The 21,085-nt window shown below is 67.1% G+C and carries 19 protein-coding genes, 1 tRNA gene and 1 pseudogene; 7 read left to right on the forward strand and 14 right to left on the reverse strand.

Annotated features, from left to right (window positions below):
- Positions 1-94 precede the first annotated feature (94 nt).
- Entirely contained in the window at positions 95-409 is a 315-nt protein-coding gene (locus ACL03I_RS15375) for a hypothetical protein (RefSeq protein ID WP_355072621.1), read from the forward strand.
- A gap of 472 nt (positions 410-881) precedes the next feature.
- Here ACL03I_RS15375 and ACL03I_RS15380 read toward each other — a convergent pair whose 3' ends face one another.
- Together ACL03I_RS15380 and ACL03I_RS15385 are read right to left on the reverse strand one after the other, a co-directional pair.
- Complete coding sequence (locus tag ACL03I_RS15380) at positions 882-1,310, reverse strand: hypothetical protein (protein WP_412806265.1); 429 nt, start codon at positions 1,308-1,310, stop codon at positions 882-884.
- Between the two features lie 336 nt (positions 1,311-1,646).
- Positions 1,647-1,720 (reverse strand) — tRNA-Ile (locus ACL03I_RS15385).
- A 112-nt stretch (positions 1,721-1,832) separates the two neighbouring features.
- Between ACL03I_RS15385 and ACL03I_RS15390 the strand changes: the two genes are divergently transcribed.
- Positions 1,833-2,261 carry a nitroreductase/quinone reductase family protein gene (locus ACL03I_RS15390; RefSeq protein WP_412806266.1) on the forward strand — a complete coding sequence of 143 codons (429 nt, stop codon included), beginning with the start codon at positions 1,833-1,835 and terminating at the stop codon, positions 2,259-2,261.
- Between the two features lie 5 nt (positions 2,262-2,266).
- Here the strand turns inward: ACL03I_RS15390 and ACL03I_RS15395 are convergent, their stop codons facing one another.
- Positions 2,267-2,431 (reverse strand): hypothetical protein, encoded by a 165-nt coding sequence (locus ACL03I_RS15395; protein ID WP_355072572.1) that lies wholly within the window; start codon positions 2,429-2,431, stop codon positions 2,267-2,269.
- Positions 2,432-2,495: 64 nt separating this feature from the next.
- Positions 2,496-3,491 (reverse strand): zinc-binding dehydrogenase, encoded by a 996-nt coding sequence (locus ACL03I_RS15400; protein WP_355072571.1) that lies wholly within the window; start codon positions 3,489-3,491, stop codon positions 2,496-2,498.
- A gap of 78 nt (positions 3,492-3,569) precedes the next feature.
- On the opposite strand from ACL03I_RS15400, the gene ACL03I_RS15405 reads away from it, so the two are divergent.
- Positions 3,570-3,722, forward strand: coding sequence for a hypothetical protein (locus ACL03I_RS15405; RefSeq protein ID WP_174553193.1), 153 nt, complete (start codon positions 3,570-3,572; stop codon positions 3,720-3,722).
- Positions 3,723-4,064: 342 nt separating this feature from the next.
- Positions 4,065-4,549, forward strand: a pseudogene (locus ACL03I_RS15410) (glycine-rich domain-containing protein).
- Positions 4,550-4,551: 2 nt separating this feature from the next.
- Here the strand turns inward: ACL03I_RS15410 and ACL03I_RS15415 are convergent.
- The 3 genes from ACL03I_RS15415 to ACL03I_RS15425 all read right to left on the reverse strand — a co-directional run bounded on the left by ACL03I_RS15415 (position 4,552) and on the right by ACL03I_RS15425 (position 8,365).
- Positions 4,552-6,330, reverse strand: coding sequence for an SDR family oxidoreductase (locus ACL03I_RS15415; RefSeq protein ID WP_412806267.1), 1,779 nt, complete (start codon positions 6,328-6,330; stop codon positions 4,552-4,554).
- Positions 6,331-6,362: 32 nt separating this feature from the next.
- On the reverse strand, positions 6,363-7,400 hold the full coding sequence (locus ACL03I_RS15420) for a PDR/VanB family oxidoreductase (RefSeq protein WP_412806301.1): 1,038 nt from the start codon (positions 7,398-7,400) through the stop codon (positions 6,363-6,365).
- Between the two features lie 62 nt (positions 7,401-7,462).
- On the reverse strand, positions 7,463-8,365 hold the full coding sequence (locus ACL03I_RS15425; RefSeq protein WP_356964958.1) for a metal-dependent hydrolase: 903 nt from the start codon (positions 8,363-8,365) through the stop codon (positions 7,463-7,465).
- Positions 8,366-8,561: 196 nt separating this feature from the next.
- On the opposite strand from ACL03I_RS15425, the gene ACL03I_RS15430 reads away from it, so the two are divergent.
- Positions 8,562-9,953, forward strand: coding sequence for a WS/DGAT/MGAT family O-acyltransferase (locus ACL03I_RS15430; protein WP_412806268.1), 1,392 nt, complete (start codon positions 8,562-8,564; stop codon positions 9,951-9,953).
- A 46-nt stretch (positions 9,954-9,999) separates the two neighbouring features.
- On the opposite strand, the gene ACL03I_RS15435 is transcribed toward ACL03I_RS15430, so the two are convergent.
- The gene (locus tag ACL03I_RS15435; RefSeq protein WP_412806269.1) at positions 10,000-10,896 is read right to left on the reverse strand and encodes an alpha/beta fold hydrolase; all 897 of its coding nucleotides are present in this window, start codon (positions 10,894-10,896) and stop codon (positions 10,000-10,002) included.
- 212 nt (positions 10,897-11,108) lie between these two features.
- On the opposite strand from ACL03I_RS15435, the gene ACL03I_RS15440 reads away from it, so the two are divergent.
- Positions 11,109-11,849 (forward strand): glucose 1-dehydrogenase, encoded by a 741-nt coding sequence (locus ACL03I_RS15440; protein ID WP_412806270.1) that lies wholly within the window; start codon positions 11,109-11,111, stop codon positions 11,847-11,849.
- 1 nt (position 11,850) lies between these two features.
- Here the strand turns inward: ACL03I_RS15440 and ACL03I_RS15445 are convergent, their stop codons facing one another.
- On the reverse strand, positions 11,851-12,852 hold the full coding sequence (locus ACL03I_RS15445; RefSeq protein WP_412806271.1) for a YdcF family protein: 1,002 nt from the start codon (positions 12,850-12,852) through the stop codon (positions 11,851-11,853).
- A 198-nt stretch (positions 12,853-13,050) separates the two neighbouring features.
- Between ACL03I_RS15445 and ACL03I_RS15450 the strand changes: the two genes are divergently transcribed.
- Positions 13,051-14,241, forward strand: coding sequence for a lipase family protein (locus ACL03I_RS15450; RefSeq protein ID WP_355072558.1), 1,191 nt, complete (start codon positions 13,051-13,053; stop codon positions 14,239-14,241).
- 77 nt (positions 14,242-14,318) lie between these two features.
- Here the strand turns inward: ACL03I_RS15450 and mbp1 are convergent, their stop codons facing one another.
- The 5 genes from mbp1 to ACL03I_RS15475 form a co-directional block, all read right to left on the reverse strand.
- The gene (mbp1, locus tag ACL03I_RS15455; protein WP_039804891.1) at positions 14,319-14,570 is read right to left on the reverse strand and encodes a microaggregate-binding protein 1; all 252 of its coding nucleotides are present in this window, start codon (positions 14,568-14,570) and stop codon (positions 14,319-14,321) included.
- A 181-nt stretch (positions 14,571-14,751) separates the two neighbouring features.
- Complete coding sequence (locus ACL03I_RS15460; protein ID WP_412806272.1) at positions 14,752-16,053, reverse strand: hypothetical protein; 1,302 nt, start codon at positions 16,051-16,053, stop codon at positions 14,752-14,754.
- 29 nt (positions 16,054-16,082) lie between these two features.
- Complete coding sequence (locus ACL03I_RS15465; protein ID WP_412806273.1) at positions 16,083-18,032, reverse strand: vWA domain-containing protein; 1,950 nt, start codon at positions 18,030-18,032, stop codon at positions 16,083-16,085.
- Positions 18,029-19,282 carry a KH domain-containing protein gene (locus ACL03I_RS15470; RefSeq protein ID WP_355072553.1) on the reverse strand — a complete coding sequence of 418 codons (1,254 nt, stop codon included), beginning with the start codon at positions 19,280-19,282 and terminating at the stop codon, positions 18,029-18,031. Before ACL03I_RS15470 ends, ACL03I_RS15465 begins: the two co-directional genes overlap by 4 nt.
- Positions 19,279-21,084 (reverse strand): hypothetical protein, encoded by a 1,806-nt coding sequence (locus ACL03I_RS15475; protein ID WP_412806274.1) that lies wholly within the window; start codon positions 21,082-21,084, stop codon positions 19,279-19,281. The genes ACL03I_RS15470 and ACL03I_RS15475 overlap by 4 nt, the downstream gene beginning before the upstream one ends.
- Between the last annotated feature and the right edge of the window lies 1 nt (position 21,085).

Raw genomic sequence — 21,085 nt, forward strand, 5'->3', positions numbered from 1 at the left:
ACGTGTCCACCCGCGTCCGGATACTTACCGAGCCACCAGAAATAGGGGCTCTCCCGCCTGGTTACGATCAGCCCAACGTTCTGAGAGGAAAATCATGACCAAGCCCTTCGCCGCTGTGCTCGCTGCGGCCGCCGCCGCTCTACTCTTCCTGCCCGCCGCACCCGCGCAAGCCCAGTCCCCCTTCTGCGCCAGGGCCATCGAGCTGATCAACCTCGCGATCGACACGAGCGGCGGCACCATGGACACGGCGACGGCGACAGCACTGTCCGACCGACTGAGCGGCCTGGCCCTTTTCGCCCAGGGCGCGGAGAAGGACGTCATCACCGCCTACGCCGACGCACTGGTAGATGCCAACGTCACCGACCTCGACCCTTACACCGACAATCTGAACCGCGTCTGCGCAGCCTGACCGCAAGTCACCTGAACCCCTCAGCATCGAATCTGAGGGGTTTTGCGCTGTCTCTACGCATGTCCACCATGGTCGAAACCTTCGCCCGTGAAGCGCGCACGGCACGAGCCGATGCGGCTGCGCTCGCGTCCGAGGTAACGCAATAGGTTGGCTGGAGCACGCGGTCGTAGCCGACACCGCCGCCCGGCGCAGCCTGGCCACGGCGGTAGATCTGGCGGCAGACTCCCGCTACCCGGACCGCCTTGTGCAACCTGGGATTCTCCGGTCCGCGTTGGCTCGGAATCAGGCTGCCGATCCGATGCCACCAGGTCCTGGTCACGCGGCGGGTATCAGCGCCCTCCGGCTCAGGCATCGGTCCGGTCTCGGCACCTATCGCCCACTCCTTTGTACGTGCCTACCTATGTTGATGCACCCGAGCTACCGAGCCGGCGTGCAGAAGGTCGGCCCGGAATCGACCGGCGGCATAGCGAAGTCAGCTGAAGCCGCTGATAATGTGCGCCTCCGGCCCCAACGCGTCGCTACCATTATCGAACCAGCCCGTTCTCGGCCATGCTGGATGCGATCCGAGAACGATTGCATTGCGGCCGGACTCGATGCCGATCACGAATATGGATTTCGGAAGCCAACCGTCACCCTCCCGGGTGAGCATGCGCATCGCGATGCGGTTGCTCGTCTGACCTGACCAATCAATGGGATGGTCGGAAAAATCGAAGCTGTAGAGATCGGTCAGCCCCCTCTCTCGTTCATCATGAGGAAGAGACGGGAAGTTGGGATTCACCAGCAGCTCCCATACGTTCCCCGGCTGCAGTCTCTCGATTTGAAGCTCGAACACCGCGTCGGAACCGGCGTCCTTCACGTTCGCCGTCGAATGGACAACAATTATCTTCTTGATTGTAGTCATCAGCCGATCCGTCCTTACGCTTCGCCGTTCTCCTATTGGTCCGGGCCGATGCGGAGATTGCTGTAGCAAGCTGTGCGGAGTTCACATCCGGACTCAGTGCCAGATGCGGACCGGGATATCACAACGCGGTGCTCATCGCTACATCTCCTCAATCGGTCTCGAGCGAATCATGGGCGAACAGAAGCCACAGAGCACGAGTAGGGAACTACTCATTTCATGCGGCCCACCCCACACCCCGGTACTGACCTCGGGCCGCGTTGAGAGGCCTCGATGTAGCCCCGATATGGGCGCGGGTGTCCGGCGCCGGGATCGGCTCAACAGATCAGAGGGCATTTGTGGGGCGGGCGGGGCTCGAACCCGCGACCAATGGATTATGAGTCCACGGCTCTAACCGACTGAGCTACCGCCCCGTGCCGCGGGGAACCGCGAGCGTTGGGGATGCTACCGGGTCGGGTGGGTTCCGGACCAGTCGGCTGGAGTGACCTAGGGTGGGTGGGTCGGAAACTTACTGGAGGGTCAGGTATGGCCGGTCTGTTCACGAAGGTGCTGAAGGCGCATCAGTGGGTGTACGAGAACAGCGGTGGGCTGGTGGGGCATCGGCTGCTGCTGGGGAATCCGACGCTGCTGCTGCGGACGGTGGGACGCAAGTCCGGCAAGGAACGGACCTCGGCGCTGACGTACGCGCGCGACGGTGCGGACTATCTGGTGACGGCGTCCAACGGCGGATCGCCGCGGCCGCCAGGATGGCTGGCGAACGTGAAGGCCCGACCAGAGTGCGAAATCCAGGTCGGACGGCGGAAACTGACGGTGCGGGCCCGGGCGACGCTGCCGGATGATCCCGAGTACGCGCGGCGGTGGGCGCTCGTCGACAAGGTGAACAAGGGGCGCTACAGCGCCTATCAAAAGCTGACCAAGCGGCCCATCGCGATCGTGGTGCTGACCCCGGCGTAGCGGGGTCAGCCCTCGCGGTAGTCCTCGTCCCAGTCGTCCTCGTAGTCCTCGGCGTCGTCATGGTCGTCCCATGGCTCGGCTTCCTTCGGCGGCCTGCTGGCGAACTGGACGACAGCTACCACGAAGCCGAGGACCACGATGACGATTGCGACGACGAGCACAGTTTCCACCCCGGCACCCTAGCGCCGTCGCCGAAGCAGCGCACTACGTCGATTGTCCAGTTCGCCGGTTTGTTCACACTGTTAACAAAGTGCGCCCCAGCGCCGCCCTCGACTCGATGGCGGCATGCGCCCGGTCGGCCTGGTCGAGCGGGAAGGTCTGACCGATGACGACCTCGAGGCGGCCCGCGACGACCTCCTCCTGAGCGCGCCGGGCGATCGCCTGCCAATCGATGTCCGCGCCGGTGATGTCGAACAGCCCGTAGACGCTGATGCCGCGCGCCGCGGCGGTTTCCTGGTTCAGTACGGCGAATTGGCCTGCGGCGGCTCCGTATCCGAAAAAACGCCCGCCATCAGCGGCAACCGTGAGCGCCGCCTCGCCGAGCGCGCCGCCCGCGCCGTCGAACACCACGTGCGCGCCCGCTCCCCCGGTCGCGGCGCGCGCCTTCGCCGCCCAGTCGGGCGCGGAGTAGTCGACCACCGCGGTCGCGCCGAGCCGCTCGGCGAGTTCCAGCTTGGCGGCGCCACGTGCGGCGGCGAGGACGTGCGCGCCCGCCGCACGGGCGAGCTGGATCAGCAGCACACCGAGCCCACCGGCCGCGGCGGTGATCAGGACCCATTGCCCAGGCTGGACGGCGGCATGGTCGAACACCGCGAGCGCGGTTCGACCGTCGTGGGCCAGCGCGACGGCCTGCGTCGCGGTCAGCCCCTCCGGCAAGGCAGTCAGCGTATCCGCCTTGGCCAGCGCTTTCTCGGCATATCCGCCGATCGGCAGGCCGCCGCCGATGCCGCTGGCCGCGGTGGGCGTCGACACCCGCTTGCCGATCCAGGACGAATCGACGCCGGAACCGACCGACGCCACCACCCCGGCGACCGCGCCGCCGGGCACATAGGGCAACTCGATCGCGAAGAAGTCGGTTCCCCAACCGCTCCGCAGCCTGGTGTCCAGGAACATCACATCCGCGGCGGCCACGTCGACGACCACCTCCCCTGGTCCCGCCACCGGATCCGGCAGCTCCCGAACCACGAGCACTTCCGGTCCACCGAACTCACCGGCTTGCACAGCCCGCATGTCACACACCCTTCGTCGTTCCTTGCCGTCTTCGGACGAAGATCAGCATGGAACCTGAAGTCGTGTTGAGGTCAAATCGTGCGTCAGGAACCGCCGCCGCAGCTGGAGCTGCTGCCACCACCACAGCTGGAACTGCTGCCACCACCGCAACTGGAACTACTGCCGCCGCCGCAGCTGGAACTACTCCCGCCGCCGCAACCGCTTCCCCCGCCGCAACTGCTGCCGTGGTGATGATGGCCGTGGTGGTGCTGATGCCCGCCGCCACAGCCGCTCGGCTGGTCGGATCCGCCGATCAGACCGGCTCCGCCGGCCGCCCAGAACGGATCTGTGGAACCCCCCTCGTAATATCCGCCGCTTCGGTTCCCACCGCGCCACGCACCGTACGGCGGCGGCTGATAGCGGTTGCGCTGCGAACGGATGATGGCGACTACGGCGATGATCGGAGCCGCCACGAGGAGCAGCACCATCAACAGGATGATCAGAAAGATGAGTGCGCTCATGTCAGAACGGTAGCGGCACATCGGCGCGCACGTACAGTGAACTGTGGTGAACTTCAGGTTCCGTCGAAACCCGGTGCGCGAGGTCGACCTGGCGACCGTACGCGCCGCCGTCGACGCGCTGGAACTGCCCGAGGCAGTCTACAAGACCTGCCCTTGGCAGCCACGGGAATTGGTGGACAAGGGATTGCGCCAGTGGCTGCTGTGCTGCGGCGCGGCCATGCGTGACAACCAGGTGATCGGCATGCCGTCACACGCGGTCGACGAGGCATGGCACGGATTCATCCTGTGCACCACGCGCTACGCCGATTTCTGCGCGAGGGCCTACGGCCGCTTCCTGCACCACTTCCCGGAAGGCGCCGGCCGGCGAACCCCGCGCACGGATCCATGGACGAACAGCTCGGCCGCACCGTGGTCGCGTGGTCGTTCGTGGCGGCTCCCGGCGAGGAATGCGTGCTGTGGGATCTGGACCGGCGGGTCGGTGTCGAGCACCCGTGGGGCATCGACGCCGATCGGGTCGTGGCCGTCGAGGCGGAGCTGGCCCGCACTCTCGCCTCCTGATCTCAGGTCAGCTTCACCCGCGCCGCCAGGAATCGGACGACGCCGGGCGCGAACCGGCCGAAGTGGTACTGCAAGTGGGCTTCCGGCGTCACCGGCACGATGCCGCGATCCCGCTGCACCGCGCGCACGATCCGCTCGGCCACCTTCTCCGGCCCGTAGCGCCGCATCCGGTACAGGTTGTCGTAACGCTCCTGCTTGCGCTTCTCCTCCTCCGCGCTGACGCCGGAGAACCGAGTGCGCCGCACGATGTCGGTGTGCACGATGCCGGGGCAGATGGTGTGCACCGAGATGCCGCGACCGGCGACTTCCGCTCGCAAGCAGTCGGAGAACATGAACACCGCCGACTTGCTGGTGGCGTAGGCGCTGAACCCCTGCTGCGGACTGTAGGCCGCCATGCTCGACAGGTTCACGATGTGTCCACCGAGACCGCGCTCGGCCATGGCCGGACCGAACGCGCGGCAGCCGTTCACCACCCCGCCTAGGTTGATCCGCAGCACCCGGTCGAATTCCTCCGCCGACGTCTCGAAGAATCCACCGGCCTGACCGATCCCCGCGTTGTTGATCAGGATGTCCGGGACGCCGTGGGTCGCCAGCACCGCCTCGGCGTGCGCGCGCATCGCGCCTTCATCGGCGACGTCGAGCGGATAGGCGTGCGCCGCACCGTGTTCGGCGGCGATCAGCTCGGCGGTCTCCTTCGCCGCCGCCGGATCGATGTCGGAGACGACGATCTCCGCGCCGCGACGGGCCAAGGCGAGCGCGGTCGCGCGCCCGATGCCGCTGCCACCGCCGGTGATGACCACAAGTCGATCATCGAACGGCCGCGCGGACCGCCCCACCTCGGCGCGGCGCAGAGTCCGGGGCGCCGCCGAGCCGCCGAGGGTGTCGATCAGTTCGGTGGTCGCGGTGGCCAGCAACTCCGGATGAGAGAACGGCATCCAGTGCCCGGCGGGGACGTCCCGCCGCCACAGCCGCTCGGTCCACTTGTGTTCGTCGTCGAATCCGGCGGGTCGCACGGCGACGTCGCGTCCGGCGACGATCAGCTGCACCGGCACTTCGGTGCGCCGCTCGCGTGGGGCGAGCATGCGCTGCACGATGTTCGCGCGGTAGATCAGCAGGCCGTCGACGATGTCGGCGCGAAAGGTGGGGCCGAGACGCACGTTCGACGGCTCGGTCTCGTTCATCAGCGCGACGACCCGCCGCCAGAGGCGTTCGGTCCCTACCAGTCCGAAGGTGGCGCGCGGCAGCCCGGGCGTCATGAAGAAGAAGGTGTATGCCGAGGACAGCAGTTGGGTGAACGGCTGCCACACGTTGCGCGGTGTCGGACGCGTCAGCCGGTCGCGGATCCATTTGCCGACGTGGTCCAGGTTCGGTCCCGAGACCGAGGTGAAGGACGCGATCCGGGCCGCCGCGCCGGGCTCGCACACCGCTTCCCATACCTGCACCGAACCCCAGTCGTGGGCGAGCACATGTACGGGCCGATCGGGGCTGACCGCGTCGGCGACCGCGTAGAAGTCCGCGGCCAGGCGGTCGAGCCGGAAGTCGGCGGTGCGCCGGGTGCGGGTGGAGCGTCCGTGCCCGCGGGTGTCGTAGGCGACGACGTGGAAGCGTCGAGCCAGGCGCGGAACAACGGCGTCCCACAGGTGATGGGTGTCCGGCCAACCGTGCACCAGCACAATGGTTTCCGCGGCCGGGTCACCGTATTCGTAGACGGCGAGGTCGAATTCGCCGCTGCGCACGCTGCGTCCCACCGCGGGGATTTCGGCGATTTCGGTGGTGGTCATCAGGTTTCTCCTCAGCCGAATGGCGGGTCGGATCACAGATCGAGCACGAGGCGGCCACCGTCGGCGCGCGAGACGCAGACGAGCATCGCGCCCGCCTCGTGCTCGGCGTCGGTGAGCACGCTGTCGCGATGGTCGGGTTCGCCGGCCAGTACCCGGACCTTGCAGGTGCGGCAGAATCCTTGTCTGCACGAGTACGGGCGGTCGGGCCGGGAAGCGAGGATGGCGTCGAGCGCGGTGCGGTCCGCGGCGACATCGACCACCTCCCCCGTGGAAGCGAATTCGATCTCGAACGGCTTACCGTTCACGATCGGCGGTGGCGAGAACCGCTCGAAATGCAGTTCCACCTGGGGGATTTCCCGCACCGAATCGGCAACGACGGTGATCATCGGCACCGGACCGCAGCAATAGACGGCGGTGTCGGGTCCGACGCCGGGCAGCAGGGCGCCCGCATCGGGGAGACCGTGTTCGTCGTCGGTGCGGACCACGACGCGGTCGCCGAATCCCGCCAACTCGTCGAGGAAGGGCAAGGTATCCCGGCTGCGCCCCGTATACACCATCGACCACTCGATACCCAGCCGGTGCGCCAACCTGACCATGGGCAGGATCGGCGTGACACCGATGCCGCCCGCCACGAAATGCAGACGCGCAGATGGGGATCCGTGACCGGGCACGGCGAACGGGAAGGCGTTGCGCGGACCGCGCACCACGATCGCCGAACCCACCGGAAGACAGTCGTGCACCTCGACAGATCCACCGCCGCCTTCGGGGATCCGGCGCACCGCCACCCGGTAGGCGCGGACGTCCGCGGGGTCGCCGCACAGCGAGTACTGCCGCAAACGGCCGGAAGGCAGCTCGAGGTCGAGATGCGCGCCGGGACGCCAGGGCGGCAACGCGCGCCCGTCAGGGGCGGCGAGCCGCAGGCTCACCACGTCTTGGTCGTGCGCCTCGATCCGCCGCTCGGTGACCACCAGCGCGAGCCGCCGATCGTCCGTCTTCGGCCGCGGATCGCGCCGATTGATCAGAGCGGTCCAGCGCAGTCGAGCCGAGGCCACCGCGTCGAGCACCCGCACGGTGCGGTCGCGCTCGCGTCTGCCGAACAGGTCTGCGGGCAATTGATCGGGAACCGGCGACCTCACGAGGCGATCGCCCGCGCCGCCGGGGACTTTGCCAGATAGGCCACCGCCTGAGCGGTGGAGCCGACCGTCTCCGGGTTGTAGCCGGGCCTGAACGTGCTCAACGCACTCCACAGCAGCGAGGGGACGCCGGGCAACGCGCCGCGCCACATCGCACCGAAGACCCGCATCAGCAGCCCCGGATAGCCGTAATCGGGCAGGTCGCGGTCCTGGTGGACGAGGAACTTGGTGCCGCGCACCACCAACGTCAGGAAGATGGGGAACACCAGCAGCATGAGGGCCGCGCGCCGCACGTATCCGGCCCCGAAGTACACGGCCACGTCGTGCGCGACGTGCCGGTGCTCGACCTCCTCCGCCCCGTGCCAGCGGAACAGGTCCGCCATGCGCGGGTCGGCGCCGAACCGCTCCAGATCCGCGTTGAGCACCCAGTCGCCGAGGTAGGCGAAGAAGTGCTCCAGGCACGCGATGAAGGCCAGCCGCTCCACCATCACCTGCCGTTCGGCGACGCCTTCGACATCTCTCGGCCCGAGCGTGCGGCGGAACAGATACTCGGCGTGCCGCAGATAGGGCTCGGGATCGATGCCGTGCGCGGCGAGCACCTCGTGCAACACCTTGTCGTGCGTCTCGGCGTGCATCGATTCCTGACCGATGAACCCGAGCATCGCCTCCCGCAGCCGCTCGTCCCGCACGTACGGCAGCGCCTCGGCGTAGGCGGCGCAGAACATGCGCTCCCCTTCGGGCAGCAAGAGATTCAGCGAGTTGATCAGATGCGAGGCGATGGGCTCGGCGGGCATCCAGCGCAGCGGCGTGTCCGACCAGTCGAAGCGCACGTTGCGGGCGTGCAGCGCCACGGCGCCCGGGTCGGTGTCGGGCCGCCGCCCGGCCCTGCGAAGTAGCTTCATCGATACTCCTCGATCCTCACGCGCCCGCGTCGCCGCGCGATTCCTACATATCCGTAGCAAGGATCATACACATACGTGGAACTTTCGGTAACACACAAAAGCGTCACGCACCGCTGTACGGTGACACCACCCGCGACAGTCGTCACACCTGCCGTTTCCAGCCCAAAATTAGAACGTGTTCTAGTAGTCTTTTGCTATGGAACGATTGACCGGATTGGATGCCAGCTTTCTCTACTTGGAAACCGGGACCCAGCATCTGCACGTCTGCGCGCTGCTGATCCTCGACCCGTCGTCGGGCGGCTACTCGTTCGACGGCTTCAAAGCCGAACTGGCTCGGCGACTTCCCCTGATTCCGCAGATGCGCCGCCGCGTGTACGAGGTGCCGTTGAACCTCGACCATCCCGTGTGGGTGGAGGACGAGAATTTCGACCTCGACTACCACGTCCGCCGCATCGCGATCGCGGCGCCGGCCGGACGCCGCGAACTGGCCGAACTCGTCGGGGACATCGCCAGCCGCCCCATGGATCGCGACCGCCCGTTGTGGGAGATGTCCGTGGTGGAGGGTCTCGACGACGGGAAGGTCGCGGTGGTGTGCAAATACCACCACGCCGCCGTGGACGGCATCACCGGCGCCGACCTGATGATGCACCTGTGCGATCTGGAGCCGGGTGCCGCCAAGGAGGTACCCGACCAGGAGTGGCGCCCCGAGCCGAAACCGAATGACTGGCAATTGCTGGCCGAGGCGGTGGTGAAGTTCCCGACCCGAGCGGGCATCGTCGGGATGCTGCCGAAAACGGTCGGCGTAGTCGCCGGTTTCGCGCAGCGCCGTCGCCAGAACAAGACGGGCATGGCCATCCCGTTCTCCGCTCCCCGCACGCCGTTCAATCTCGCCATCACCCCGCACCGCGCCGTCGCGTTCACCGAGGCCGAACTCGACGCCGTCAAGGAGATCCGCTCCGCGTTCGGCGTCAAGGTGAACGACGTGGTGCTGACCGTCGTCGCCGGTGCGCTGCGTACCTATCTGGCCGGGCGCGACGAGCTGCCGGACCGCTCGCTCATCGCGTCCGTACCCGTGTCCGTGCACGAGTCGACCCGGCACAAGGCCGGGATCAACAAGGTGTCCACGCTGTTCGCGCGGCTGGGCACCGACATCGCCGACCCGGTGGAACGCCTGCGCGAGGTGGCCGAGGCCAACCGGGGAGCCAAGGAAGAGCACGAGGTGATGGGTGCCGACTTCCTGCAGGACTGGTCGAAATACGCCCCGCCGAACACATTCCGGCTCGCCGCACGGATGTACTCCTCGCTCAAGCTGGCGGAGAAGCACCCGGTGGTGCACAACTTGGTGGTGTCCAACGTGCCCGGTCCGCCGATGCCGCTGTACTTCCTCGGCATCCGGGTGGACGGGATGTACCCGTTCGGACCGGTGTTCCACGGCGCGGGCCTGACGGTGACCGTGCTGTCGAACAACGACAAGCTGAATTTCGGATTCATCGCCTGCAAGGAACTGGTGCCCGACATCGCCGCGCTGGCCGACGCCGTTCCCGGCGTGGTCGCCGAATTGCTCGCCGCGGCACGCACGTCGGGCTGAGCGCCGGGTCCCGGTCCGCCACCGCCGCCGGACGGGACCCGCCGAGTCACATCTTCGCGGCGACGGCCGCACAGGCTTCGAGCAGCACCGGTACGAAACGATCGGCTTCCAACACACAGGACGCGTGCCCGGCCGCGACCAGATGCTTGCTCGCCCCTGGAATCATCGTCGCCAACTCCATCTGCCGATAGACGGGAATCGCGCGATCTCGGGTCGTGATCACCACCGCCGTCGGCATCGTCAGCTCCGGCAACCACGCGGTCGCGTCGAAGCGCCCCACCGCGGCGAGCACCTGGGTGAGCGCCCACCCGCTGGTGCTGCGGAACTCGCCGAGCGCCCAGCGATTCAACCGTCCCGGCGCCCACGTGATCTCGGGAAGCTCGGGCAGACGGCCCGCGAGCTTCTCGGCACGACGGTAGGAGTATTGCTCCACAGCGGCGGCGACAGCGCCGAACGTCCGGTGAAAAGCGTGCTCGCGCCATTTCTCGCGGAACCGATAGGGCGTCGCGCACAGCACCAGCCCGCTCACTCGGTCCGGATGGCGACGTCCCGCCAGCAGGCTGACGATTCCGCCCAGCGAAAACCCTGCGCAGATGGCTCGGTCGATCTCCAACGCGTCGAGCACGGCCGCCACGTCGTCGGCGCAGTCCTCCAGGGTGAACCGCTCGGAGCGGATGCCGCGCCCGTGCCACCGTTGGTCGAACAGGATGACCCGGTACCGCCGGGCCAGCTCCGCCAGCGACGGGAACCAGGTGAGGTACGCGGTGCAGGCGGTGGCGTGCAGCAGCACCAGCGCGGGCGCGTGCTCGGGCCCCGGGATGTCGACCACGTAGGTCCGGCCTCGACCCGCCAGCTCGACCAGGCGGCCACCGGGCACCTCGGCGATATCCGGCACCCGCAAACGTCCGCCGAACCGCGTCACGCTTCGGCCGGGGTTCGTCATAGCGCACCTCCCGAGTGGTCACACCTCCGCAATTCTAGAACACGTTCCATATCTGCGGCGCACAGGAATGGCATCGACGGCCCGCTCACCGGGACGCGCGGTCGATCACGCCGTCACCGGCGACCGCCTGGGCTACTGTCGCGAGACGTGTCGACACCAGGCGCATTTTCTGTAACGTGTTACAGGCAGATCGAGAGACGGAGGTATCCCGGATGGGGCGGTTGACCGGCAAGGTGGCGTTGATCAGCGGCGGAGCGCGTGGCATGGGCGCGGCGCACGCCAAGGCCCTGGTCGCCGCGGACGCGCGCGTGGTGTTGGGCGACGTGCTCGACGACGAAGGCGCCGCGGTCGCCGCGGAACTCGGCGACAACGCCGCCTACGTCCACCTCGACGTGCGCGAGCCGGAAGACTGGCGCCAAGCCGTCGGCGCGGCGGTGGAGCGCTTCGGGTCACTGAGTGTCCTGGTGAACAACGCGGGCATCGTGAACGGCAACCTGCTCGTCGCGTTCGAATTGGCCGAATGGCAACGGATCATCGACATCAACCTCACCGGCACATTCCTCGGGATGCAGGCCGCTACGCCCGCGATGATCGATGCAGGCGGCGGCTCGATCATCAACATCTCCTCCGTCGAAGGCATGCGCGGCAGCCCGGGCCTGCACGGCTACACGGCCACCAAGTTCGCCGTGCGCGGGCTCACCAAATCCACCGCGCTCGAGCTGGCGAAGTACAAGATCCGAGTGAATTCCGTGCACCCCGGCTTGATCCGTACACCGATGACCGAGAACATCCCGGAGGACTTCCTCCAGATCCCGCTCGGCCGCGGCGCCGACCCGTCCGAGGTCTCCGCCCTGGTGACGTTCCTGGCCAGCGACGAATCGTCGTACTCGACCGGCGCCGAGTTCGTGGTGGACGGCGGTCTCACCGTAGGCGTTCCGCACAAGAGCTTCTGAGTCACCCGCGGGTGGCCAGCAGGGCGAGCGGCGGAAGCGACACCAGCGCCACGGCCACGATCGCGTTGCTCCACTTGTAGGCCACCAGCAGCGCGGCGAACTCGCGCAGGAAGGCGCTCGGCAAGTAGTAGAAGGCGGTCTTGGCGCCCGTCACCTCGGCGTCGAGGTCGAGGCGGCGGGCCAGGATCGCCGTGCGCAACATGTGAAAGTTGCTCGTCACCAGCACCATGCGCGTAGTGGGACCGCGCTCGCCGAGCAGCCGTTTGGTGAAGAGCAGATTCTCCTCGGTCGTTCCCGACCGGTCTTCCAGCACGACGCGGTCTTCCGGCACGCCCCGGTCGATCAAGTAATCACCCATGGCCGAGGCCTCGGAGACCTCCTCGTCGTCTCCCCTACCGCCACTGGCGATCAACAGTGGGGCGCGCCCCGCGCCGGCTTCGTCACGGTAGACCTCGATCGCCCGATCCAGGCGCGCGGCCAGCAGCGGCGTCACCTCACCGTCGACCAGCCCGGCGCCGTGCACGACGATCGCGTCCATCCCCGGACGGTAGGGCAACAGTCCGTAGCACAGGGAATACAACAGGAACGCCGCGAACAGAAATCCCACGTAGCTGATCGTCATCGTGAGCGACGCCAGAAGCACTACCAGCCAAATGTTTTCGGTCAGCAGTGCCAGGACGAGCACCACGTACGGCGTCAACAGGGCGATACCGAGTCCGAGCGGCAACAGATTCGGAAGACGCCAACCCTCACGGCGCACCAACTGCGCGCCGTTGGCGATCGACAACCCGGCCAGCGCCAGCACCAGCAGCGGTGACAGCAGCACCACCAGCGGCGCGAGCACCACCGTGCGATCGCCCTCGATGATCCGGCCGACCACCCACGCGCCGACGAACCCCAGCCCGAGGAGCAGGAACACCCCGTGGCCCAGACGCCTGCGGTCCCTGCCGAATCGCACCGCGAACACACCGAGCAGGACCACGCCGACGACCAGCAAAAGCACCGGGTCACGGTAGCCGACGGGCGCGCGGCGCGCCCCCCGTCGACGAGCGGCGCGGCGACCTCGGCTTTTTCCCGATCGTCCCCTACAGTGTGCAGGTCCGGGCATCGGTCGCGAGCGACCGGTGTCCGGCTGCATTCGGCTTCAGCACACCAGCGTTACTGAACAGCACGTTGTGATGAAGGGGAGTCGACGAAAACCATGCTTCGATTATTCATCGCCACCGCAGCGGCCGCCCTCTGTGTGATCACACCGCAGGCCGCGGCGCAACCGATCTACCCCGCACCGGATCCGGATCCGTTCTACGCCGCTTCGGCGGGATTGGACCACGCCGGGCCGGGCGACGTCCTCGCCGTCCGCCCGATGCCCGCGCTACCGATGTTTCCCGGCTCGACGGTCACGATGATCAAATTCCGCTCCACCAACTCCGCGGGCGAGCCGATCGCGGCCACCACCACCGTGCTGACGCCGCAGAATCCCACCCCCGGCAGGCCACTGCTGTCCTATCAGCACATCATCAACGCACTCGGCACCCAGTGCACGGTGTCGCGCGTGCTCTACACCAGCGACCCCAACCTGTCGATCCGCGAAGCGCCCGCGCTCAATGCCCTCCTGCTGCGCGGCTGGTCGGTCGCTCTCCCCGACCACCTCGGACCCACCAGTGCCTACGGCGCCGCCAAACTCGGCGGCATGATCACGCTGGACGGCATCCGCGCCGCACGGCGGGTCGCCGAACTCGGATTGGCGGACAGCCCGGTCGGCCTGCTCGGCTATTCCGGCGGAGGCATGGCGAGCGCGTGGGCGGCCGCGCTGGCGCCGACCTACGCGCCGGAACTGTCGCTCGTCGGGGTCGCCTCGGGCGGGGTGCCCATGAATCTGGTCAAGATGATCGAGGGCCTCGGCTACGCGCCGCACGCGGTGTTCGGTCTCGCTTTCGCCGCCGCCCTCGGGCTGGAGCGTGAGTACCCGACGCGGCTGCCGGTGAGCGACCAACTGAATTCGCTCGGCTTGTCGGTCCGCAATCGGATCGCCAACAGTTGCACCAACGACATCCTGCTGGTCGGCGCAGGCCGCGGCATCGTGGACGTCGCGGCCTCGAACTCACTGGCCGACGACAAGCGCGCACGCGAGGTGCTCGAGGAGAACAGCCTCGAACTCTACGAAGACATCCCGGCCACGCCGAGCTACCAATGGCGGGCGGAGCAGGACACTCTCATCCCGGTTGAGTCGGTCGACGCTACGGTTCGGCGGTATTGCGCCGCGGGTGCGCGAGTGCAATACGAGAAATTCCCGAGCCCGGACCATCTGTCCGCCGCGGTGCTCGGCGTACCGTCCGCGCTCAGTTGGCTGGAAGCGCGCTTCAAAGGTGTTCCCGCGCCGAGTAATTGCTGAGAACGGCCCGGCGGTGGTTCACCGCCGGGCCGGTGACGGGCCGTTCCGCCAAACGGCCACATCGAATCTCGCGGGAGCTAGGCGTCCTTGCCGCTCTCGTACGCGCTCTGACGGGCCTCGTCGAGATCTGCTTCCGCACGGGCCTTTTCGGCCTCGGCTTCCTTCTGCGCCGCCTCGCGCTGCGATTCGGCCTTGTCCTGCTGTGCGCGACCCTCTTTCTTCAGGTCCTCGTCACCGGTGACGACGCCAGCGGCTTCCTTCGCCTTCCCCTTGGCGTCCTCGACGACACCTTCGACAGCTTCCAGGGGTCCGCTCCGATGCTCGGGCATCACATACCTCCCATTTCCTTGTCGGCTGACATGGGTCGCATACCCGGGTCCGGCAGAGCCAATCACCTTGTGAGCGCTGCCACGGGTTGCCTTCACTCGTTCCCGCGCGACCGCGACGCGAACAGCCGTACGAACCGCTGCCCGGAGCCCGCCAATTCCCGTAGGGATCCGGCCGCTCAGGTCACCGATCACGCAGAAAGGAAGCGACCGCGAGGGCAAGTGACAACACGAGGGCCGCGACGATACTCCACGCGAAGGCGGACACACTCGGATCGGCGAGCACAGCAGCGCCGCTGAAGGTGACGGCGAACGGCAACAGCACGAACGAGGTCACCGCGATGGTGGTCTGATTGCGGCGATCGCGATCCTCGGACACGCGATGGCGCTCCTCGGCGCGGCGCTGTCGTGCCTGCGCGTCGGCGAGCGCCTCGTCCTCCAGCCGCGCACGGCGCGCTTGCAGGTAACGGGAGATATCGTCGAGGTCGGCGACGACCTGGGCGTAGAGATCGGCCATCCGGTGCTGATTCTGGAAGGCGCGCAGCACCTCCGCGACCTGCACTCCACGCTCGGAAACGTTGTTCCACCACAACCGCGCGCGGATATCGAGGATCTCCGCCTCCAGCGACTCGACCGCCCCCGCGCCGGTGCGGTCGACCCGGATGCCCGCGATCCGATCCGCGATGCGGTGCAAGGCGTTCAATTGCAGTAAGCCGAGCAGAACGGCGTCCAGATGAATCGACCGCACGTAGGCGCGCGCGACGGCGTGGAAATCGGTGGCCTCGGTGGAGGTCAGCGCGGTGTAGGTCACGCCGTCCCGCAGAATCGCCGCGCGCCAATCACTCGAGAGGTGAACGGTGCCTGCGAAGATCCGCGGATCGGCGGGGTCGGGCAGCCCGTCCGCCGCCGACGTACCGGAGGCCAGAAACCATTGCCATCGCTGCATCGTGGACCACGAAGCCAGGGCCGCCGGATCGGGAATCGGCTCCGGTATCCGATCACCCGCCCAGCAGAAGTGAGTGACGACGCGCGGTCGCACCGGCTCGAAAGTCACGTCGTCGACGAGCGCGGACAGCCATCGGCGGCCCTCTCCGCGCACCTTGGTGAGTTCGGACAGCACCTCGACAGCCTGCTGAGGCAGCCGCACGTGCGCGACGGCGTAGCCGCCTTCTTCGTCCAACAGCAATTCCCAGTCGTGGACTACCGCGCCTGTCCATTCCGGCGGCTCGCCGCTCGACCGTCTGTGCCAACGGCCGGTGGCCCCGGTGTCCTGCGCGCTGTACAGCGCATCGTGCACGCGGGCGGAGAAGTACCCGGTCCGAGCGCTGCGGTCGGCAACCACCGATTCACCTGCACGACCCGCCGCCGCTTCGACGGCCGGGATCGGCACCGGGAGGGGACCCGGCGACCAGCTACGAGACGACGGCGTTCGCTCGGCCTTCCAGCGCGCCCGGAATATCAGGCACGCGAATACGTCAGCGGCCACGGCTTCTCCTGCGTCCGGTGATCACAGGACTAATAGCCCTCGACGGAGAACACCTCGGCATACTGCTCCGCCCTCGCCGACAGCGGGGCGTTCTCCAGCACGGTCTTGACGTTGCGCAGCACCTCGATGACGCCTGCCAGCAAGCCGACCTGCAACCTCGTCCACGACTCGGCGTCGTCGTCCGCGAGGACCTTCCGGCCCGTCAATTTGAGGCAGACGGCGCCGAGCAATTCGGCGTCCCGTCCCTCGACGAACGCGTGCCCGTCGGCGTTCCTGAACCGCCGCACCGCGTCCATCCGCCAATCCCGGATCTTGTCGTAGACGCCGTCGATTCCGTACCGGTCCTTCGGTTCCTTGGGTTGCTCGCCTTTGAGCCGCCGGTCCAACGTCTCGCCGAACGCGTGATGGCAATCCATGATCCAGGACGTGAAATCACGCGCACCGTGCAGCGGACGCCCGAGGTGCAGCAGTTTGTTATGGTGCACATGCCCGAAGAGATCGCTCTCACCGCATCGGCGCGAGAGATCGTTCAACTGGGTCCGCAGATCCAGCGATTCCTCCGAGAGGCTCGCGAGCTTTCCGCTCATTTCGCTGTCGATCCGGCGACCCGCGGGATGGAGTGTGTCGATCGTCGACTGCAGCCTGGCGCCGCCGGGGTCGGACGGTTTGCCGACATGATGCGCGACACCGGTGCCCAGATCCGCGAAGTAGCCGTGGAGTACGTCCACCCCGCCGGTGCGGCTCGGGTCGCCACCACCCACCTGCACCAGTTCCCGCAGCAGCGTGTGGTTCGGAATCACACTGATGTGCGGATCCTGGTGTCCGGCCGGCCGGTTCGTCTGCCACCAGCGCATGAACGTGTCGCGATCGCCGATTCCGACGGCATGAAGGTTGATGTTGAGGAACTCGTGCAATTCCTCCATCAACGAGACCGGATCGGCGATCGCGACCACGGCCTCTCCGGCGGTTTCCTCGCCCTGCTGCTTCCAATCGGCTCCGTCGCTGACCAGAACGATCAACCGGTCGTTGCCCGGCACGCCGTGGCGGTGCAGCAGATCGGACGCGAAGTGCAAGGCCTGCCCGATGTCGGTCGCCGCGTTCTCCGGTCGCAGCAAACCGATGGCGCCCTGGAATTCTCGTAACGTCCGCTCGTCGTCGGGGCCCTGGATCTCGGCCATGGAGCCCGATCTCGGGAAGACGCACATCGACGTAGTGGTGAATTTCACCAAGGCGATGCGGGCCACCCGCCCGGTCACGTGCCGACGGATCTCGACCATGTCCATGAGCGAACGTTTCAGGGCATCCATCCGCGAGATGTAGTTGGATCTCCTGCGCAGCCCGAGCCGGACGACGTCGGCGTGGTCCTCGATATCGTCCCAGCTCATCGAACCACTGCAATCGGCGAGGATCACGATGTCTACCCCGTTGCGATTGCCGGCGAGGAATACGTCCAGTTCGGTCTCGGGGTCGATATAGCAGAGGTCCGTTCGCTCCCGCCCGGAGCGGTCGAAGACCTGCCGCACCCGGAACGACTCGCCGTCGGCGAAGACCCACGCGTCACCGCTGCCGAGATGGATCTGCTGGCCGACGATGTCCTTCGCATTGCGCAACTGCCTGCTGACGTCGTCGAGACGGTTCTCGGTGAGCGGTTCGAGGACGATCCGAGCGGCGGGCTCGCAGGCCGTCGCGCTCAGGCGCCATCCGTGCTCGTCGAGCACTTCCAGCCGCAGCTCGTCGACCAATTCCGCGCTGACGACGACGCAACCCTCGTCGACGGAAGCCGAGGCGACGATCCGCACCGCAGCCTGCCGGGACGCGTCGGCGCCCACCTCGAGCACGCCCACCCGAGCGTTTTCTCCCCGGCCGCCCACGTCGTCCCGATCCCCGGCGCCGACGGCGACGATGTTGCCGGTGACGAGGCCGTCTCCCCGGGCGACCTGCAATGTGTGCCGCCGACTGTCCCACACGGTCGATGTCATTTCCGCTCCACTTCGACCCTGACACCCAGGTCGTTCGACACCGCTCGCTTCTCCGCGCCGCCGCGACCGATGAACCGGCCCAGGTATTCCGGCTCGACATTGACGAACAGCAAGTTGGACCGCGGCCGGTAGTCCGCGAAACTGATGTGGTTCGCCACCTCGGCGCGGCCACGTGCCCGCAACCATGCGGTGAGCTTGTCGAACAGCTCGCGACCGCGTGCCCCATCTCGCTCGGCAGCGGCCAGATCCTCTTTGCGTATCTTCTCGTGCTCCTGCAACAGACGCCGCATGACGCCGTCGGTGCGGTTGTCGTGCTGGAGTTCGCCGAACATTCGATCGATGGAATGGATTTCCAGTTTGCGGGAACGAGAATTGATGAAGATATGCCGGACGATCGTCAACCGCGGTAGCCGCAGGTATGTGCGCCGGTTATCGGTGCGCGGGCCCCGCCGCCGATTCGCGGTTCCCGCCACGATCTGGAAGACGATCTGACGGTCTTCCAGCGACTTCAACCGCAGCGCGTGCTCCGGGCACAGCCCGAGCCCCCGCTTGTGCGGCCCGAATATCTGCCAGCGATACGCGTGCCTGGCGCATGCCGCGTTTCCGCAAGTCGCGCGTCTGCCGTCGACGACGAACTCACAGGCGATGCTTCCGGTCGAATTGCATCCTTGCGCCGCGCAATCCGGAAATTTCTGCCGGAAGCAATCCCGGCAATACGACATGTCCACGCCGCCGGGGTGCCCCACCCGATGCCGGTCACAGAACGCGTTGCGTCCGCGACACAGTTCCCCGTTGCACCAGAACGTGGCCGCCGCTCCGCACGAGCAGGCGGGCCGGTGGCGCGCGCAGGTCGCGGTCATGCGACCTTCGATCACGACGGCATGCTCGTCGCACACCCGGCCCGGCTGATCGCCCTGGTCACAGCCGCTGCACAGGAAGGGTCCGTAGGTGACCACGCCGGCGGCCGAGCAGGTCGTGCACCTGTGCCGAACCGTCGCGGGCTCCAGGACACCTCGTATGGAGAAGACCGTGGTGTCGTCGACCCGGTCGGGAGCGCGCAGTCGATCCTGTATCCACAGCACGCAGGTCTGATCGTCCCGAAGCGGGACGACGACCTTCTCCGTGGCGCGCAGACTGGTGCCGGCCAGATACTTTTCGACCCGCGTCCACAACTCGCGCAATTCGGCCGCGTCGGTAGGCGGATCGCTGGTCTGGCGGATGTCCAGCACGACGTTGACCGGCCGATTCACGACCGCTCCGCTGCGGTGGAGTTCAAGACGATCATCTCGATGCTGACGCGGCGATCGGTCTTGCGCACGTAGACCTGGTTGGTGATCAATCCGGCGCACACTCCCTTCGGCAGTCTGCGGGCCAGACCCAGCATCGCGTCCACGGCGGCTTTCCGTTCGGCCTCGGCCACGTCGAGCCGCACGCAGACGCGGCCGTGCCGCGACAACCGACCGCTCAGCTCGTCCGGTATGCCGTCGCCGAGTTCTTCGCGCCCGCCCAGTTCGAGCACGGAGGCGTTCGGTTGCCGAAGCACCCGGCGAACCTCCTTGCCACGACCGAGCCGCGACAGCGCGGGAGCCAGATTTCGCGGCGGCCGACCGGACAGCAGAGCCCGCAGCCGTTCATCCATGTCGCGCTGCTCGGTCAACTCGTCCAACTCGCGGATGATCTCGTCGTCCGACCGACGCGGACGAGCGGGCCTGGCGGGCCCTTTACGTCCGTTCGGCGCCGAGCGTCGTGGGGGCCGGGCGGTAAGTCTGGTGCGCCATGCCGCCTCCAAGGTGCCCAGGCTGCCCGGAGCAACCTGCCTGTTGTGCTTGGTCAGCTGGTCGTCGACCAACGCCGCGCGGTCTCTCAGCAGTGCCGCGATCTCATCGCTTCCGATTCGGCGACGGCGGCTCCAGACAGCCAGCAAGTCGTTCTCGGTCTGCGCGTACTCCGGGTGCAGTTTCGCGAGTTCCGGTGCGGAGAGCAAAGGCAGGATCTCGCGCGGCTCGATCTGCATCGCGCGCAGTTCGGCATCCAGGTCGTCCAGCAGATCGGACACTGAAACGGCCGCCGAGCGGCGAACGGTCGCCTGCTCGCGTGACTTGCGCTGCTCGTCCACCTCGTGCTCGAATTCCCCGCTCATCCCCCTCGCGATGGCGTTCGATCGGTTCCGGTCCAGCATGCGCTGCGGGACGGCGGGCATACGCCGTCCGTCCCGCTGCATCATCCGCGCGCGTACCGCGAGTGCTTGCAGCAATACCGCCTGCGCGACAGCTGAACTCGGAAAGACCTGAGCATCGAGACATCGAACGCTGACATTCGGGATTCCCAACTCACCGTCACCCACCGGATTCACGTCCATCACAGCGAATCCCGAGACGCGGTCATCACGGCGCAGCGCCTGCTCGACCCGCCGCAAATGCCGAGCGGAAGCGGATGCGATATATCTCGTCGAAACCTGGTCCTTCGATTCCGCCAGGCGAAGCGAGCCACGTCCGGCGATACGACCTCCGACGAACAGCGCACGCCCGCTGAGCGCGATGAGTTCGGGAACGTAGCGCCGGATGAGGTTGCTGAGAATTTCGCGTTGCAGATCGTCGGCGATCTCGATGGAATGCCTGTCCGCGCACACTCGGCGATGCGGCGGTACGCCCCAGGAGATGCCCGACGGCAACAGCGACCCACCGGCCTTCCGCGCTCCTTCCGCGACAGCGGAGACCGCCTCCGCCAGGGCGCCGACGACCTCGGCGCGCTGCGTGGGATCACTGACCCAGACCGGCCCCGTGTCGATCCACAGACAACCCGGCCGCTTCGCATCGAAACACACTCGTGGGTACTCCCCGCCGGACGACGCGGGAGACGATCGTCGCAACTTCCGATGCATTTCATCGATATCGTCCGCGACGATAACGTAGCCCTTCAATATTCGATGCCGCAGCGGTGCATTTCTGTAGGCGCTCACGAGCACAGTAATAGACCTCATCACCCCGGCGGTGGTGCGGATACGCACGCCCGCACCACCGATTATACTTCCGAACATGTTGTCGCTGAGCAAC

Source organism: Nocardia sichangensis (assembly GCF_047200615.1).
Classification (GTDB): domain Bacteria; phylum Actinomycetota; class Actinomycetes; order Mycobacteriales; family Mycobacteriaceae; genus Nocardia; species Nocardia sichangensis.